This window comes from Microbacterium sp. Z12_35, assembly GCF_058310475.1.
In genome coordinates this window covers 38,936-55,145 of sequence record NZ_JBZEGJ010000003.1, presented here as the reverse complement: position 1 = coordinate 55,145, position 16,210 = coordinate 38,936, and the positions used below count along the sequence as shown (strand labels likewise).

12 protein-coding genes and 1 tRNA gene are annotated in these 16,210 nt (G+C 69.6%); 10 read left to right on the top strand and 3 right to left on the bottom strand.

Features of this window, described 5'->3' with window-relative positions; all coding sequences use genetic code 11:
• The first annotated feature begins 14 nt into the window (after window positions 1-14).
• From AC4FS1_RS16645 to galE, 8 genes are all read left to right on the top strand, one after another.
• Window positions 15-2,546 carry a glycoside hydrolase family 65 protein gene (locus AC4FS1_RS16645; protein ID WP_491156838.1) on the top strand — a complete coding sequence of 844 codons (2,532 nt, stop codon included), beginning with the start codon at window positions 15-17 and terminating at the stop codon, window positions 2,544-2,546.
• An 83-nt stretch (window positions 2,547-2,629) separates the two neighbouring features.
• On the top strand, window positions 2,630-4,810 hold the full coding sequence (locus AC4FS1_RS16640; RefSeq protein ID WP_491156836.1) for a DNA polymerase III subunit gamma and tau: 2,181 nt from the start codon (window positions 2,630-2,632) through the stop codon (window positions 4,808-4,810).
• Between the two features lie 3 nt (window positions 4,811-4,813).
• Window positions 4,814-5,407: a recombination mediator RecR gene (recR, locus tag AC4FS1_RS16635; protein ID WP_491156835.1), complete on the top strand. Its 594-nt coding sequence runs from the start codon at window positions 4,814-4,816 to the stop codon at window positions 5,405-5,407.
• 312 nt (window positions 5,408-5,719) lie between these two features.
• Window positions 5,720-7,006 (top strand): aspartate kinase, encoded by a 1,287-nt coding sequence (locus tag AC4FS1_RS16630; RefSeq protein ID WP_491156833.1) that lies wholly within the window; start codon window positions 5,720-5,722, stop codon window positions 7,004-7,006.
• Window positions 7,007-7,775: 769 nt separating this feature from the next.
• Entirely contained in the window at window positions 7,776-8,846 is a 1,071-nt protein-coding gene (locus tag AC4FS1_RS16625) for an aspartate-semialdehyde dehydrogenase (protein ID WP_491156831.1), read from the top strand.
• A 70-nt stretch (window positions 8,847-8,916) separates the two neighbouring features.
• On the top strand, window positions 8,917-10,392 hold the full coding sequence (locus AC4FS1_RS16620) for a malate:quinone oxidoreductase (RefSeq protein WP_491156830.1): 1,476 nt from the start codon (window positions 8,917-8,919) through the stop codon (window positions 10,390-10,392).
• A 7-nt stretch (window positions 10,393-10,399) separates the two neighbouring features.
• Window positions 10,400-11,005: a thymidine kinase gene (locus tag AC4FS1_RS16615; protein ID WP_491156829.1), complete on the top strand. Its 606-nt coding sequence runs from the start codon at window positions 10,400-10,402 to the stop codon at window positions 11,003-11,005.
• A 39-nt stretch (window positions 11,006-11,044) separates the two neighbouring features.
• The gene (gene galE / locus AC4FS1_RS16610; protein ID WP_491156828.1) at window positions 11,045-12,067 is read left to right on the top strand and encodes a UDP-glucose 4-epimerase GalE; all 1,023 of its coding nucleotides are present in this window, start codon (window positions 11,045-11,047) and stop codon (window positions 12,065-12,067) included.
• 81 nt (window positions 12,068-12,148) lie between these two features.
• Here galE and AC4FS1_RS16605 read toward each other — a convergent pair whose 3' ends face one another.
• The gene (locus tag AC4FS1_RS16605) at window positions 12,149-12,991 is read right to left on the bottom strand and encodes a DUF1295 domain-containing protein (RefSeq protein WP_491156827.1); all 843 of its coding nucleotides are present in this window, start codon (window positions 12,989-12,991) and stop codon (window positions 12,149-12,151) included.
• 69 nt (window positions 12,992-13,060) lie between these two features.
• On the opposite strand from AC4FS1_RS16605, the gene AC4FS1_RS16600 reads away from it, so the two are divergent.
• Window positions 13,061-13,792, top strand: coding sequence for a FadR/GntR family transcriptional regulator (locus tag AC4FS1_RS16600; protein ID WP_491156826.1), 732 nt, complete (start codon window positions 13,061-13,063; stop codon window positions 13,790-13,792).
• The gene (locus tag AC4FS1_RS16595; RefSeq protein WP_491156825.1) at window positions 13,786-15,051 is read left to right on the top strand and encodes an alpha-hydroxy acid oxidase; all 1,266 of its coding nucleotides are present in this window, start codon (window positions 13,786-13,788) and stop codon (window positions 15,049-15,051) included. The genes AC4FS1_RS16600 and AC4FS1_RS16595 overlap by 7 nt, the downstream gene beginning before the upstream one ends.
• 82 nt (window positions 15,052-15,133) lie before the next feature.
• On the opposite strand, the gene AC4FS1_RS16590 is transcribed toward AC4FS1_RS16595, so the two are convergent.
• Window positions 15,134-15,904 carry an HAD-IIB family hydrolase gene (locus AC4FS1_RS16590; RefSeq protein ID WP_491156824.1) on the bottom strand — a complete coding sequence of 257 codons (771 nt, stop codon included), beginning with the start codon at window positions 15,902-15,904 and terminating at the stop codon, window positions 15,134-15,136.
• A 209-nt stretch (window positions 15,905-16,113) separates the two neighbouring features.
• A tRNA-Pro gene (locus AC4FS1_RS16585) sits at window positions 16,114-16,190 on the bottom strand.
• Window positions 16,191-16,210: the final 20 nt, after the last annotated feature.

The window sequence follows — 16,210 nt, the reverse complement described above, 5'->3', positions numbered from 1 at the left end:
GTGGAAGGCAGCACATGATCGATCGCGGTCGGTTCCCCGTCGACGAGTGGCGCCTCATCGAGACCGAGGGTTCCCTCGACGACGCCGGTGTCACTGAGACGCTGTTCGCGGTCGGCAACGGCTACCTCGGCTTGCGGGGCAACTACCCCGAGGGCCGCTTCGCGCAGGAACAGGGCACCTTCATCAACGGGTTCCACGAGGTCTTCCCCATCCGTCACGCGGAGCAGGCGTACGGCTTCGCCGAGGTGGGGCAGACGATCATCAACGCGCCCGACGCGAAGGTCATGCGCGTGTACGTCGATGATGAGCCGCTGTCGTTCGACGTCGCCGACGTCCGCCACTACGAGCGTGTTCTGGACATGCGTGACGGTGTGCTGCGTCGCCGCCTCCTGTGGGTCACCCCGTCGGGCAAGCATGTCGAGATCGAGGACGAGCGGCTGGTGTCGTTCGAGGAGAAGCACCTCGCCGTGATGCGGCTGACCGTGACCGTCCTCGACTCGGACGCCGCGGTGACGATCAGCTCGCAGCTGATCAACCGGCAGGACGGCGAAGGCATCTACGGCGGCTCCTCGATGCCGGGCAAGAAGGGCGGCTTCGACCCGCGCAAGACCGAGAAGCTGCAGGAGCGGGTGCTGCAGCCGCAGGAGTACTGGCAGGACGGTGACCGTTCCGCACTGACGTACCGCGTCGCCGAGTCGGGGATGACGTTGGCCGTCATCGCCGACCATCTCCTTGAGACCGACAACGACTACACGGCCCGGCGCCTCATCGAACCCGATATCGCCAAGAACGTCTTCCGTGTCGAGGCCCGCGCGGGGGTTTCGATGACGCTGACCAAGCTCGTGAGCTATCACACGTCGCGCGGTGTGCCCACCGGTGAGCTCATCGACCGCTGCCGCCGGGGTCTGGATCGCGCGGAGACGCTCGGCGTCGACGAGCTGTTCGTTCGTCAGCGGGCGTGGCTCGACGGGTTCTGGGAGCGCTCCGATGTGCGGATCGAGGGTCACCCCGACCTGCAGCAGGCAACGCGGTGGTGCCTGTTCCAGCTCGCGCAGGCCTCCGCCCGTGCCGACGGGCAGGGCGTGCCGGCCAAGGGCGTAACGGGGTCGGGGTACTCGGGCCACTACTTCTGGGACACCGAGATCTACGTGCTGCCGTTCCTGGCGTACACGACCCCGCTGTGGGCGCGCAACGCGCTGCGGATGCGGTACCTGATGCTTCCGGCGGCACGCAAGCGTGCGCACCAGTTGAACGAGGCCGGGGCGCTCTTCCCGTGGCGCACGATCAACGGCGAGGAGGCATCGGCCTATTACGCCGCCGGCACCGCGCAGTACCACATCAACGCCGACGTCAGCTATGCCGTCGCCAAGTACGTCCGCGCCACGGGTGATGTGGACTTCCTCGACTCGGAGGGCGTGGACATCGCCGTGGACACGGCGCGGCTGTGGGCGACGCTGGGGTTCTGGCGCTCCAACGACGGTGTCATCGACGGGGAGGGGGAGTCGTTCCACATCCACGGCGTCACCGGCCCCGACGAATACACGACCGTCGTCAACGACAACCTCTTCACGAACGTCATGGCGCGGTTCAACCTCCGCTTCGCCGCGCGCACGGTGCGCGACATGGAGGAGGCCGACCACGACGCGTACCTGCGGATGGTCGCCCGGATGAACCTCGATCCGTCGGAGCCGGAGATGTGGGAGCGGGCCGCCGAGGCCATGCACATCCCCTACAGCGAAGCTCTCGGCATCCACCCCCAGGATGCGGTGTTCCTGGAGAAGGAGATCTGGGACCTCGAACACACCCCGGCCGACCAGCGGCCCCTGCTCCTGAACTTCCACCCGCTCGTCATCTACCGGTACCAGGTGCTCAAGCAGGCCGACGTCGTGCTGGCGCTGTTCCTCCAGGGCAATCACTTCACCGCTGACGAGAAACTCGCCGACTTCGAGTACTACGACCCGCTGACCACGGGCGACTCGACGCTGTCGGCCGTGGTGCAGTCGATCCTCGCCGCGGAGGTCGGGTACCAGAACCTCGCGCTGGAGTACTTCCGTGATGCGCTGTTCGTCGACCTCGGCGACCTGCACCACAACGCCGCCGACGGTGTGCACGTCGCCTCGGCCGGCGGGGTGTGGACCGCGCTCGTGTCCGGATTCGGCGGGATGCGCGACCACTTCGGCGAGCTGACCTTCGACCCCCGCCTGCCGGCGGAGTGGCCGTCGCTGTCGTACGTGCTGCACTGGCATGGCACTCGGCTCGACATCGCTCTCACGCGCAACCTCCTGACGGTCGAGGCGGGGGAGGGTGACCCCGTCCAGTTTTCGGTGCGCGGCGTCGGGTACACCGTGCACGGGGGCGACCGTGTCGAGGTTCCGCTGCTCGGCCAGGGTCCCGTCCGGCCGGGAAAGCCCTCGCTCCGTCAGTTCGCCGACGCTCGCCGCGAGGACGGAACGCTGCTGTCGGTGTCGTTCCCGACGGTGTCGGCGACGATCCCCACCGTCAACGACGGCGCCGACGCGGATGACTCCGTCCGCGTCGAGAGCTGACCCACCCCCGGGATGGGCGGGTGGGCCCTCAGGGTGGGCGCTCGCTCAGCGCGAGTGTCGGCGGCACACCGTAGGCTTGTGGCGTGACGACCGCCCTGTACCGCCGCTACCGCCCCGAGGCGTTCGGCGAGATGATCGGGCAGTCGCAGGTCACTGAACCGCTGATGACGGCCCTGCGCAGCGACCGCGTCGGCCACGCGTACCTGTTCTCCGGTCCTCGTGGATGCGGAAAGACCACGTCGGCGCGCATCCTCGCCCGCTGCCTGAACTGCGCGGCGGGTCCGACCGACACCCCGTGCGGCACCTGCGACAGCTGCGTCGAGCTGGGTCGCGGCGGCGGAGGCTCGCTCGACGTCGTGGAGATCGACGCGGCCAGCCACAACGGCGTCGACGACGCGCGCGACCTCCGCGAACGCGCGATCTTCGCCCCCGCGCGAGACCGCTTCAAGATCTTCATCCTCGACGAGGCGCACATGGTGACGCAGCAGGGCTTCAATGCTCTGCTCAAACTCGTCGAAGAGCCGCCCGACCACGTGAAGTTCATCTTCGCGACCACCGAGCCGGAGAAGGTGCTCGGCACCATCCGCTCGCGCACGCACCACTACCCGTTCCGCCTGGTGCCGCCGGCGGCGATGCTCGAGTACGTCCAAGAGCTGTGCGAAACCGAGGGTGTGGCCGTCGAGCCCGGGGTGCTGCCCCTGGTCGTCCGCGCCGGGGGCGGCTCGCCGCGCGACACGCTGTCGCTCCTCGACCAGCTCATCGCCGGTTCCGAGGATGCCACGGTGCGGTACGAGCGCGCCGTCGCCCTCCTCGGCTACACGCACGCCGAGCTGTTGGACGAGGTCGTCGACGCCTTCGGTTCGGGCGATGCCGCCGGGGCCTTCGCGGCCGTCGACCGTGTCATCCAGACGGGGCAGGATCCTCGGCGATTCGTCGATGACCTGCTGGAGCGGCTCCGCGATCTCATCGTCATCGCCGCGACCGGTCAGGGCGCATCGGCGGTTCTCCGCGGCGTACCTGCCGAGGAGCTCGAGCGGATGGGCCGACAGGCGACGCTCTTCGGCGCCGGCCGTCTGTCCCGCACGGCCGACCTCGTCGTCGCCGCGCTCGACGAGATGACCGGAGCGACCTCCCCGCGTCTGCAGCTCGAACTGCTCGTCGCACGCGTGCTCGCCCGCACGGGCGCGCCGGCCGCATCCGCTCCGGCTGCGTCCGCTCCGCCCGCCCCTGCTCCGCCCGCCCCGGCAGCGGCTGCATCCGCTCCGCCCGCCGCTGCTCCGCCCGCCACCGCGGCGCCTCAGCCGGCGCCGGTCCCGCCCGCGCCCGCTGCGGCCCCGAGTGCGGATCGCGTCGCCGAGGGTTCGCCGGATCCGGCGCCGGTGCGGCGCGACGATGTGCCGGCGACCCCCATCGAGGCGCCGACGCCCATCGCCGAGCCCCCCGCCGCTTCGCCGCCCGAGCCGGAGTTCGCGCAGCCCGCGGCGGCCGGCGCGTACACCGCCCAGCGCATGCGCGACGCCTGGCCCGAGGTGCTGGCACGCCTGCAGGAACTCAGTCGGTCGTCGTGGCTTCTCGCATCCGGCGCACGGGTGATCGACCTCGACGACGACGTCCTCACGCTGTCCTTCGCCAGCGAGCGCGACCTCGCCTCGTTCAAGAAGCGCGGGGCGGGCACCGGTCCGAGCGAAGACCTGCGTCAGGCGATCCTCGGGGTCCTCGGCATCCGGGTGAAGTTCATCGCCCGGCATGACGGCGACGGTCCCGGCGGTGAGCGCCCCGCGCCCCCGGATGCTGCGCCGCCGGCCCCCGAGCAGCGTTCCACGCCGCCCGAGAGCCGCCCGGCGGCCGCCTCTGCCGCGCCGGTGACCGAATGGGCCGTCGCATCCATCCCGTCCACCCCCGACGAGGTCGACGCGCCCGCGCCGCCCGCTGCGGCTGCCCGCTCTCTGGGGCAGTTCGCCGTCGACGACGAACCCGAAGACGCCGCGCCGGCCGCGCGACCGATCGCCACGCTCGCACGCGTGCGCGAGGGCGACGTGCTCCCGGATGAGTACCCGACGGATGCTCCGCCCGAGGACGAGGCAGATGATCTGCCCGCGCCCGAAGAACTGCGCGATGCCCCGGTGCCGCCCGTGGTGGCGCCACGCATCACGCCGCCGCGCGGCGGAGTGCAGCGATACGGCGAGGCCGTGGTTCGCCAGGTGCTCGGCGCGACGTTCGTCCGCGAGGAGCCCCACCAGTCGCCGACGACGAGGTTCAGTTAAGCCATGTACGACGGCATCGTTCAAGACCTCATCGACGAATTCGGCCGGCTCCCCGGAATCGGTCCGAAGTCGGCGCAGCGCATCACGTTCCACATCCTGCAGTCGCCCTCCTTCGATGTGTCGCATCTGGCCCAGCTGCTCGCCGAAGTTCGCGAGAAAGTGCGGTTCTGCGAGATCTGCGGCAACGTGTCGGAGCAGGATCGGTGCTCCATCTGCCGTGATCCGCGTCGCAACGCCTCACTGATCTGCGTCGTCGAGGACGCCAAGGACGTCGCGGCGATCGAGCGCACGCGGGAATTCCGGGGCCTCTACCACGTGCTCGGTGGCGCGATCAGCCCGATCGCGGGCGTCGGTCCCGACGACCTGCGGATCACGCAGCTCATGCAGCGCCTCGCCGACAGCACGGTGCAGGAAGTCATCCTGGCCACCAACCCCAACCTCGAGGGCGAGGCGACGGCGACCTACCTCAGCCGTCTGCTGCACACGCTGGAGATCCGCGTCACGCGCCTCGCGTCGGGGCTGCCGGTCGGCGGCGACCTGGAGTACGCGGATGAAGTGACCCTGGGCCGCGCGTTCGAGGGTCGACGCACCCTCTAACCCGGGTCGACTCGCCATAAAATGTCCGGGTTTCGGCCAGACTCCCGCGTTTTGTGGCGAGTCGACCGGGGTGGGGGCACCTGGAGCGAACCCGGGGCGAAGGCGACGAACCCGTGCGGCGGCCCGTAGCATCCCGCCACGACGGTAAGCGAGCGCTGACCATCCCTCCGTGCGTCCCTGGCCCGATGCCCTCGCCCAACCGCGGGCGTATGTCGGTCGCGGCATCCCCGCGTCCGTAAGATGGTGCGTCGGGCGTGGCATCCGCGCGCTCAGTGTCGCCTGCACCAGGCGACAAGTTTCGGGAGTACGAACGTGGCGCTGATCGTCCAGAAGTACGGCGGTTCGTCGGTCGCCGACGCCGAGAGCATCAAGCGCGTCGCCAAGCGCATCGTCGACACCCGCCGGGCCGGCCACGAGGTCGTCGTCGCCGTGAGCGCCATGGGAGACACCACGGACGAGCTCCTCGAACTCGCCGGCGAGGTGGCGCCCATCCCCGCGCCACGCGAGCTCGACATGCTGCTCTCCAGCGGTGAACGCATCGCTATGGCGCTCCTCGCGATGGCGATCCACTCGATGGGCTTCGAGGCCCGCTCGTTCACCGGCAGTCAGGCGGGCATGATCACGGATGCGACGCACGGCGCTGCACGCATCATCGATGTGACCCCCATTCGCCTGCGCGAGGCGCTGGACGAGGGTGCCATCGTCATCGTGGCGGGTTTCCAAGGCTTCAACCGCGACACGCGCGACATCACGACCCTCGGTCGAGGCGGCTCCGACACCACGGCAGTCGCGCTGGCGGCCGCCCTCCAGGCCGACGTCTGCGAGATCTACAGCGACGTCGACGGCATCTTCACCGCCGACCCCCGTGTCGTTCCCCGTGCGCGCAAGCTCGACCGCATCTCGAGCGAGGAGATGCTGGAGCTCGCCGCGAACGGCGCGAAGGTGCTCTACATCCGCGCCGTCGAGTATGCCCGCCGCCACGGCGTGATCATCCACGCGCGTTCGACCTTCAGTTCGGGTGAGGGCACGTGGGTGCTCGACCCCTCCCGCACGTCCCACCTCATCCCCGAGGGAGCCCCCATGGAAGAGCCCATCGTCGCCGGTGTCGCCACCGACCTCAGCCAGGCGAAGATCACGGTCATCGGCGTGCCCGACGTCCCGGGCAAGGCCGCGGAGATCTTCAAGATCGTCGCGAAGTCCGGCGCCAACGTCGACATGATCGTGCAGAACGTCTCGGCTGCGGCCACCGGCCGCACCGATATCTCCTTCACCCTGCCCAAGACGGATGCGGCGACCGCTCTCAAGGCACTGGCCGCCGACCAGTCCGCGGTGGGCTTCGAAAGCCTCGTGCACGACGACCAGATCGGCAAGCTCTCCGTCGTCGGTGCGGGCATGCGCACGCATTCGGGTGTCTCCGCGACCCTGTTCGAGGCGCTGAGCGTCGCGGGCGTCAACATCGAGATGATCTCGACGTCGGAGATTCGGATCTCTGTCGTGCTGCGCGGCGACGACCTCGCCGATGCGGCCCGCGTCGTGCACAGCGCCTACGGCCTGGACGGCGACGTCGAGGCCACCGTCTACGCCGGCTCCGGGCGCTGACCGCGCGCTGACGGCCCGACCGGCGCTGACCGCGCGCCGACCGGGCGCCGACCGCGGCCTGCTCGTCCGCCGCATCCGGATCAGGCGTTTTCGCGGACGCAGGACGATTCCGGGCGCAATGGCCTGTCCTCGCCGCATCACCTGATCTCGGCACGGGGCGGCCTCCGGGCGCGACCGCGCGCTGCTCGACCGGCGCCGCCGCCGACCCCGGCCCCCGCCCGCCGACCCCGGCCCGCCGCCGCGCCCCCAGCGCCGAGCCCGGCCCGTGGGTCGACCGCAGCCGAATGCCCCGCCGCATCCGGATCAGGCGTTTTCGCGGACGCAGGACGATTCCGGATGCAGCCGCCTGTGCTCGCCGCATCACCTGATCTCGGCACGGGGGCGGACCCCGGGCGCGACCGCCCGTTCCTCGACAGGCCCACCGCCGCCCCGGCCCTTCCGGCCCCGCCCCGCCCCGCCCCAGCGCCGAGCCCGGCCCGTGCGTTGACCGCGGCCGAACGCCCCACCGCATCCGGATCAGGCGTTTTCGCCGACGCAGGACGATTCAGGGCGCAGCGGCCTGTCCTCGCCGCATCACCTGATCTCGGCACGGGGGCGGACCTCCGGACGACGACCGTGCGCTGCCACGATCCGGCGGGGACGCGCCACATCGGGGCCACCGGGGGAGTGCCTGGCTCACCCGCCGGTAGAATCGGGCCACCGCGATTCCGCGGCATCCCGACCCGCGCGGCCCTGAAGCCGACGCATCCGAGGCTCCCGAGGTATCGCCATGACCCGCATCTCCGATTCCGGAATCTCCCTCGCCGTCGTCGGCGCCACCGGCCAGGTCGGCGGGGCGATGCTCGACATCCTCGAGGAGCGCGGATTCCCCGTACGCGAGCTGCGCGCCTTCGCCACGGCTCGCTCGGCCGGGTCGGACGTCATCTTCCAGGGGAAGGCCGTGATCGTCGAGGATGTCGCCACCGCCGACCTCGAGGGGATCGACATCGCCCTGTTCTCGGCCGGCGCGACCGGTTCACGGGAGCATGCCCCGCGCTTCGCCGAGGCCGGCGCCACCGTCATCGACAACTCCAGCGCATGGCGGATGGACCCCGATGTGCCGCTCGTGGTGAGCGAGGTCAACCCGCACGCCATCGACGAGGCGCGCAAAGGCATCATCGCCAATCCCAACTGCACGACGATGGCGGCGATGCCGGTGCTGAAGGTTCTGGATGCCGAGGCAGGTCTCGAGCGCCTCATCGTGAGCACGTATCAGGCCGTCAGCGGGTCGGGGATCTCCGGCGTGCAGGAGCTCCTCGGCCAGATCGAGGGTGTGATGGCGCAGGGCGATGTGGAGCGTCTCGCGCGCGACGGCTCGGCCCTGGACTTCCCGCAGCCGGACAACTACATCGCGCCGATCGCCTTCGATGTCATCCCGTTCGCCGGCAACCTCGTCGACGACGGGACCAACGAGACCGACGAGGAGAAGAAGCTCCGCAACGAGAGCCGCAAGATCCTCGAGCTCCCCGACCTGCGCGTCGCCGGCACGTGCGTGCGCGTGCCGGTGTTCACGGGCCACTCGCTCAGCATCAACGCCGAGTTCGCCCGCGACATCACCCCCGACCGCGCCCGCGAACTGCTGGCGTCGGCCCCGGGCGTCGCGCTCGAAGAGGTGCCCACCCCGCTCCAGGCCGCCGGCCACGACCCCAGCTATGTCGGCCGCATCCGCGCCGACCAGTCCGCTCCCGAAGGCAAGGGGCTCGTCCTCTTCATCAGCAACGACAACCTGCGCAAGGGTGCGGCGCTGAACGCGGTGCAGATCGCGGAGATCGTCGTCGCGCGCCTGGGTGCGACCGCCTGAGTCTCTCGATATCGAGCGGTCGAATATCTCGATGTCAAGAGAGCGGGGTCTGCCCGCCTAAGATTGTCGGGTGAGCGAAAACGTCGACGTCCTGCTCATCGGTGGCGGGATCATGAGCGCCACCCTGGGGACGCTGTTGAAGGAACTCCAGCCCGATTGGAAGATCGTGGTGTGCGAGCGGCTGAGCCAGGTCGCCCAGGAGAGTTCCAACGCGTGGAACAACGCGGGCACCGGTCACGCCGCCCTGTGCGAGCTGAACTACATGCCCGAGGGCCCGAACGGCGCACTCGACCCCGCCAAGGCGGTGGCCATCAACGAGCAGTTCCAGCAGAGTCGCGAGCTGTGGTCGTCTCTCGTGCAGGAGGGGGTGCTGGATGCTCCGTCCACGTTCATCAACTCCACCCCGCACATGACGTTCGTCCGCGGCGAGAAAGACGTCGCCTACCTCCGCAAGCGCTACGAGGTGCTGAAGAAGGAGCCGCTGTTCGCCGGCATCGAGTACAGCGAGGATTCGCGGGTCATCCACCAGTGGGCACCGCTGCTCATGAAGAACCGCCTGAAGACCGACGAGCCGTTCGCTGCGACACGCGTCCCCTCGGGCACGGATGTGGACTTCGGCGCGCTCACGCGCCAGCTCTTCGATCACCTGGAAGAGGCCGGCGCCGATGTCGTCACCAACTGCGAGGTGCGAAAGCTCAAGCGCCAGAAGGATGGCACGTGGCTGGCCACCTACCGGGGGACGGTGGGCAACACGCCGGGCACCATCCGCGCACGGTTCGTCTTCGTCGGAGCCGGCGGGTGGGCGCTGAAGCTCCTGCAGCGCTCCGGCATCCCCGAGATCAAGGGCTACGGCGTGTTCCCCATCGGGGGCCAGTGGCTCAAGACCTCCAACCCCGCGCTCGTCGCGCAGCACCGGGCGAAGGTGTATTCGCAGGCATCCGTCGGCGCGCCGCCCATGTCGGTGCCGCACCTGGACACCCGGGTGGTGGATGGGGAGACGTCGCTGCTGTTCGGCCCTTTCGCGACGTTCAGCCCGAAGTTCCTGAAGAACGGCTCCGTCCTCGACATCGTGACGCAGGTGCGGGCTCACAACCTCTGGCCGATGCTCAAGGTCGCCATCGACAACCCGAGCCTCATCCAGTACCTCGTGGGTGAGCTGCTGAAGAACCACGCGAAGAAGGTCGACAGCCTCCGCACGTTCGTGCCCACGGCGAAGGACGAGGACTGGGAGCTGTTGAACGCCGGTCAGCGCGCGCAGGTGATGAAGCGCGACCCGAAGAAGGGTGGCGTCCTGCAGTTCGGTACCGAGGTCGTCACGGCGGAGGATGGCTCGATCGCCGGCCTCCTCGGCGCATCGCCCGGCGCCTCGACGGCCGTCTCGATCATGCTGGGACTGCTGAAGACGTGCTTCCCCGACCGGATGCCCGGGTGGGAGGGGCGGCTGAAGGAGCTCATCCCCACCTACGGCGAGACCCTCAATTCGCGGCCGGAGGTCGCGGGCGCGGTCACCGCTGAGACCGCACGGACTCTCGCGCTCACGGCCTGAACCTCGCATGGCGAAGCTGTACTTCCGCTACGGCGCGATGAACTCCGGGAAGTCGACCGGACTGCTGCAGGCGGCGTACAACTACGAGGAGCGCGGGCTGCAGGTGCTGCTGGCCAAGCCCACCGTCGACACCAAGGGCGCTGAGCAGATCGAGAGCCGCCTCGGGGTCGCCCGGCGGGCGGACTTCCTCCTCGCCCCGGAAGACGACGCGCGGGCCGTGTTCGCCGCCGTCGCGGGCGACCGACCGATCGCCTGCCTGCTCGTGGATGAGGCGCAGTTCCTCACGCCCACCCAGGTCGACGACCTCCTGCGCGTCGCCGTGCTCGATGACATCCCCGTGATCGCGTACGGCATCCGGACCGACTTCCGCACCGAGGCCTTCCCCGGCTCGCGGCGGCTCCTCGAACTGGCACACAGCCTCGAGGAGCTGAAGACGATCTGCCGCTGTGGGCGGAAGGCGATCTTCAACGCGCGCCTGGTCGACGGCCGGTTCGTCTTCGACGGCGACCAGGTGGCGATCGACGAGGGGGCGGCGGCCGGGGTCGTGACCTACGAATCGATGTGCGCGGTGGACTACCTCCGTGAGTCGGGCGGGCGCCTCGACGGCCGCTGACCGCCGACCACGCGGCGCCCCGACGGATACGCTGGATGCATGCGAGTACTCCTGGCCGGCGGCGCCGGATATATCGGCGCGCACACCGCGGTGGCGCTCTTGGATGCCGGACACGACGTGGTGCTCCTCGACGATCTGTCGGGCACCTCTGCGGTCGCGGCCGATCGTGTCGCGCAGATCACCGGTAAGCCCGCGCCGCTGGTGGTGGGGGATGCTGCCGACCGCGACGTGGTGGAGGCTGTGTTCGCCGAACACGGCCCGATCGACGCGATCATCCACCTGGCCGCCTTCAAGGCGGTGGGGGAGTCGACCCAGATCCCGCTGGAGTATTACCGGAACAACCTCGACACCACATTCGCCCTCGTCGAGGTGGGCGTGCGGCACGGCATCCGCTCCTTCGTGTTCTCCAGCACGGGCACGGTGTACTCCGATCCCGCGGACCTTCCGTTCACCGAGGAGTCGACCACGAGCGTCGACCTCTCGAATGCCTACAGCAAGTCCAAGCGCATGAACGAGGTGGTTCTCGCCGACGTTGCCCGCGTGAACCCCGACCTCAACGTGACCGTTCTGCGGTACTTCAACCCGGTGGGGGCACACCCGAGTGGTCTGATCGGGGAGGGCCCCACCGGCATCCCGAACAATCTCATGCCGTATGTCTCACGCGTGGCGATCGGGGCGCTGGACGAGATCGGCGTGTTCGGCGACGATTACGACACCCCCGACGGCACCGGCTTGCGCGATTACATCCACGTCGTCGACCTCGCCGAAGGGCATGTCGTCGCGCTGGAGAAGGCCCAGCCCGGGCACGCGGTCTACAACCTCGGCACGGGATCGCCGGTGAGCGTGCTGGAGCTCATCGCCTCGTTCGAGAAGGCCGTCGGACGGGAGCTTCCCCGGAAGATGCTGCCGCGGCGTCCCGGGGATGTGGCGGCGACGTACTGCGACCCGTCGAAGGCGGCACGGGAGCTGGGCTGGCGCACACGGCTGACCATCGACGACGCGAGCCGCGACTACTGGAACTGGCAGAGCCGCAACCCGGCCGGTTACGCCACTCGCCCCTAGCCCTCGTCCCTCCCCGTCGACTCGCCACAATCCGGCGCGTTTTCGCACGGAACCCGACGTTTGCTGGCGACTCGAAGGGGACTAGGCGCGGGCGGTCGCAGCGGAGCTCCGCGGCGGCCACGGGATCAGCATCGACGTGCGGCGCTGGTAATCGGCGTATGCGGGGTACTTGGATGCGCTGAGGGACTCGGTGAAGATCGTCGAGCCGATGAACAGGACCGTCAGCAGCGCCGGTCCCACGATCGTCCAGTTCAGCAGGCCGCCCCACGCGCCCAGTCCCGCGGTGACGGCCGCGACAGCCCCGATGAGGTAGAACACCCACCACTGAGCCTGCTCGAAGAAGAAGTTCGGGTGTCGGCTGACGCGGAACAGCCCGGTCGTGACGAAGCCGGGTTCGAGCGTGCCGCCGGCGCGCTTCTTGGCCTGGTGGAAATCCCACTGCTGCTGATCGGCGGCGAACTCCCCGCCGAGGAACGCGACGAACAGCACCGCCAAGGCCGCATCCCACCCGGTCAGGGGCGCGGGATGCTGCCACGCGATGAGGGCCGGCAGGGAGATGAGGACGAGCAGCGCGTTCTGATAGAGCACGATGAACAGCAGGTTGAAGATCTGGAACTGCGCCGGCGTCATCCGCTTCCGCAGGACCCCCCACCGGTAGTCCTCCATGCCGGTGTAGCCGCCCTTGCGGGCGAAGTTGAACGTCAGCCGCGCCCCCCACGCCGTGACGAGGAGGGCCATGAGGATCAGCCGGCCCGCGTCCCGGCCGTCCGTGATGGCAGCGATCGCAAAGATCCACACGTAGGCGATCGGCACGATCGACCAGATACGGTCCACCCAGGACGTGTCCTTGGTGATCAGCGAGAGAACCCAGCACGCGGCGGAGACCGCGGCCGCGAGGAGCAGGACGATCAGGAGCGGGTCCATGCGCCTCAGGCTAGTCCGGTTGCCCGCGCTGTCGGCAGGCGGTACTGTGGTCCGACCACAGGAGGTCGCATGGAATCACCGCCGACGCCGCGCGCGTGGCAGCTCGTGCTGGAGCGCATCGAGGGAGATCTCCGCGAGGGGCGCCTGGCTCCGGGCGACCGACTGACCCCCGAGCGGGAGCTCGCGGTGCAGCTGGGCGTGGGCCGCTCGAGCGTTCGTGAGGCGCTGCGTGTTCTCGAGGTCCTGGGGCTCATCCGCACGGCCACAGGCTCCGGCCCCACGGCGGGCGCGATGATCGTGGCGACGCCCCGCGGGGGACTCTCGGCGCTCCTGCGGCTGCAGGTGGCCGCCAACGGCTTTCCGGTCGGCGACGTCGTCCGCACCCGCCTCGTCCTCGAGACCGCTGCCGTTGAAGCTCTGGCCGGCGCTCGCGAGCGGGACACCGCATCCGCCCATGCCGTCCTTGAGGCGATGGATGCCGCCGGCCTCAGCCCCGCCGAGTTCCTCGCCCTCGACGCCCGACTGCACCTCTCGCTGGTGGAGGCGTCCGGCAACGTCGTGGTGGCGGCGATGATGGAGGGCCTTCGCACGGCCATCGAGTCGTACGTCCTCACAGGCGCGACCGGCCTGACCGACTGGGACGCGACCGCCGACCGCCTCCGCTCCGAGCATCGAGCGATCGTCGCCGCGGTCGATGCGGGCGACGGTGACACCGCACGGCGGCTGGTCCGTGACCACATTTCCCGCTACTACGCCGAGGCAGGCCTCGCACACCCCCGAGAAGGAGACAGCGCATGGTGAACCGCCAGCTGCCCAAACCCGCCGAGATCTTCGAGCTGATGAAGTTCAAGGCACCCGAACTGAACGCGAAGAAGCGGCGCCTGGAAAACGCGCTCACGATCGCCGACCTGCGGAAGATCGCCCAGCGTCGGACGCCCAAAGCGGCCTTCGACTACACCGACGGCGCCGCCGAGGGTGAGCTGTCGTTGGCTCGAGCCCGGCAGGCGTTCGAAGACATCGAGTTCCACCCGAGCGTGTTGCGCCCGGCGGAGAACGTGGACACCGCCACGACGATCCTCGGTGGTCCGAGCGCCCTGCCGTTCGGGATCGCGCCGACCGGCTTCACCCGTCTGATGCAGACCGAGGGGGAGACCGCGGGCGCCTCCGCGGCCGCGGCCGCCGGCATCCCGTTCACCCTCTCGACGCTCGGCACCACCTCGATCGAGGGGGTCACGGCGGCCAACCCGCACGGGCGGAACTGGTTCCAGCTGTACGTCATGCGGCAGCGGGAGATCTCCTACGAGCTCGTGCGCCGTGCCGGCGACGCCGGCTTCGACACGCTGATGTTCACCGTGGATACCCCGATCGCCGGGGCGCGGCTGCGCGACAAGCGCAACGGGTTCTCGATTCCGCCGCAGCTGACCCTCGGCACGATCGTCAATGCGATCCCGCGGCCGTGGTGGTGGATCGACTTCCTCACCACCCCCAAGCTCGAATTCGCCTCCCTCACGGAGACGGGCGGCACGGTCGGCGACCTGCTCAACGCCGCCATGGACCCCACGATCAGCTTCGAAGACCTCGATGTCATCCGTGGCATGTGGCCAGGGAAGATCGTCATCAAGGGCGTGCAGAACGTCGACGACAGCGTGCGGCTGATCGATGCCGGCGTGGATGGCATCATCCTCTCCAACCACGGTGGTCGCCAGCTCGACCGGGCACCGATCCCGTTCCACCTCCTGCCTCAGGTGGTGCGGGAGGTGGGGAAGGATGCCACGGTGATGATCGACACCGGCATCATGAACGGCGCCGACATCGTCGCATCCATCGCCCTCGGGGCGAAGTTCACGCTGATCGGGCGCGCCTACCTGTACGGGCTCATGGCCGGCGGGCGCGCAGGGGTCGACCGGACGATCCAGATCCTGCGCTCGGAGATCGAACGCACGATGGCGCTGCTGGGTGTCGCGTCACTGGCCGAACTCGAGCCGAAGCACGTCACGCAGCTGTCGCGGCTCGTGCCGCTCGCCTCCTCCGCTCCCGCTCCCGCTCCCGCCCAGCTGTAGCGCCGGATTCGCCGAAAACGACGTGCCGGCCGAGAAACGACGCGCCGCGTCATGTCTCGCCCGGAATATCGTTTCTCGCGCGTCAGCGGAGGGGGAGCGTCGGGATGAGCGTGTCCAGGAACGCAGCCGTGTCGGGCCAGCCCTCGACCGCGTGGCAGGGAACGCCCAGAGCGAGCACCGGGTAGTCGTTGCCGTCGGGGTCGAGGCGGTCGCCGACGAACAGCATGTCGTCGAGCGGGATGCCGGTGACCTCGGCGAGCTGGCGCATGCCGTAGGCCTTGTCTATGCCGCGGTGGGTGATGTCCACGGAGGTCGAGCCGCCCGAGCGCACCTCCAGATCGGGGATGCGGGCCGCCACCGCCTCGCGGAGGGCGTTCTTCTTCGCGCCTGTGGGGTCCCACGCGATCTTGGCCTCGAGCGGAGCCTTCTGGCCGAGGGCGGAGTACGTGATCTGCGAGCCGCGGTCTTCGAGGATGTCACCCCACGTCTGCGACTCCCACAGCCCCAGGCGGCGCGCCTCCTCCTCGACGGCGGCGAGGGCGCGTGCCTTCTCGTCGTCGGTGAGGGAGTGGGCGTAGACCGTCTCGATACGGCCCTCGGCGAGCCGGTAGTACTGCGTGCCGCACGTCGGCATCAGGTGGATGTGGCTGAGCGTCTCTGCCGACGCCGCCGGCAGCCGGTCGACGACCTGAGCGCGGAACTGCGCGAGCTGCCCGCCGGAGATGATCGCGACCTCCACGCGCTCGGCCAGCGCGATCAGTTGCTCACCGATGCGCGGGTCGATGGCGCTCTTCGACGGGGCGAGCGTGTCGTCGAGGTCGAAGGCGACGAGGCGGGGAGTGGATGCGGGCACGATGCTCCTGTCGATGCCGAACGTGAAGATGGCCCCGTATGGCGACGGAGCCGCTTCCATCGTATTCGCAGCGGCTGAGCATCCCCGCGGGCCGCCCACCAGCGCTCACGGGCGGACCCCCTGCGCGCCTCCCGCCCACGGGTGCGGGCGAGCGCCGGAGCGAGGAGAAAAGCGAAAGGCCGACCCGTGTGGGCCGGCCTTTCGCCTGTTGGTCGGGGTGACAGGATTTGAACCTGCGGCCTCTTCGTCCCGAACGAAGCGCGCTACCAAGCTGCGCCACACCCCGTGGCAACCCCCCGAGTCTAC

Bases quoted from the DNA above. Each gene is read 5' to 3' on its own strand.
- AC4FS1_RS16645 (WP_491156838.1), top strand. From the start codon at position 15: ATGATCGATCGCGGTCGGTTCCCCGTCGACGAGTGGCGCCTCATCGAG.
- recR (WP_491156835.1), top strand. From the start codon at position 4,814: ATGTACGACGGCATCGTTCAAGACCTCATCGACGAATTCGGCCGGCTC.
- AC4FS1_RS16625 (WP_491156831.1), top strand. From the start codon at position 7,776: ATGACCCGCATCTCCGATTCCGGAATCTCCCTCGCCGTCGTCGGCGCC.
- AC4FS1_RS16615 (WP_491156829.1), top strand. From the start codon at position 10,400: ATGGCGAAGCTGTACTTCCGCTACGGCGCGATGAACTCCGGGAAGTCG.
- galE (WP_491156828.1), top strand. From the start codon at position 11,045: ATGCGAGTACTCCTGGCCGGCGGCGCCGGATATATCGGCGCGCACACC.
- AC4FS1_RS16605 (WP_491156827.1), bottom strand. From the start codon at position 12,991: ATGGACCCGCTCCTGATCGTCCTGCTCCTCGCGGCCGCGGTCTCCGCC.
- AC4FS1_RS16600 (WP_491156826.1), top strand. From the start codon at position 13,061: ATGGAATCACCGCCGACGCCGCGCGCGTGGCAGCTCGTGCTGGAGCGC.
- AC4FS1_RS16595 (WP_491156825.1), top strand. From the start codon at position 13,786: ATGGTGAACCGCCAGCTGCCCAAACCCGCCGAGATCTTCGAGCTGATG.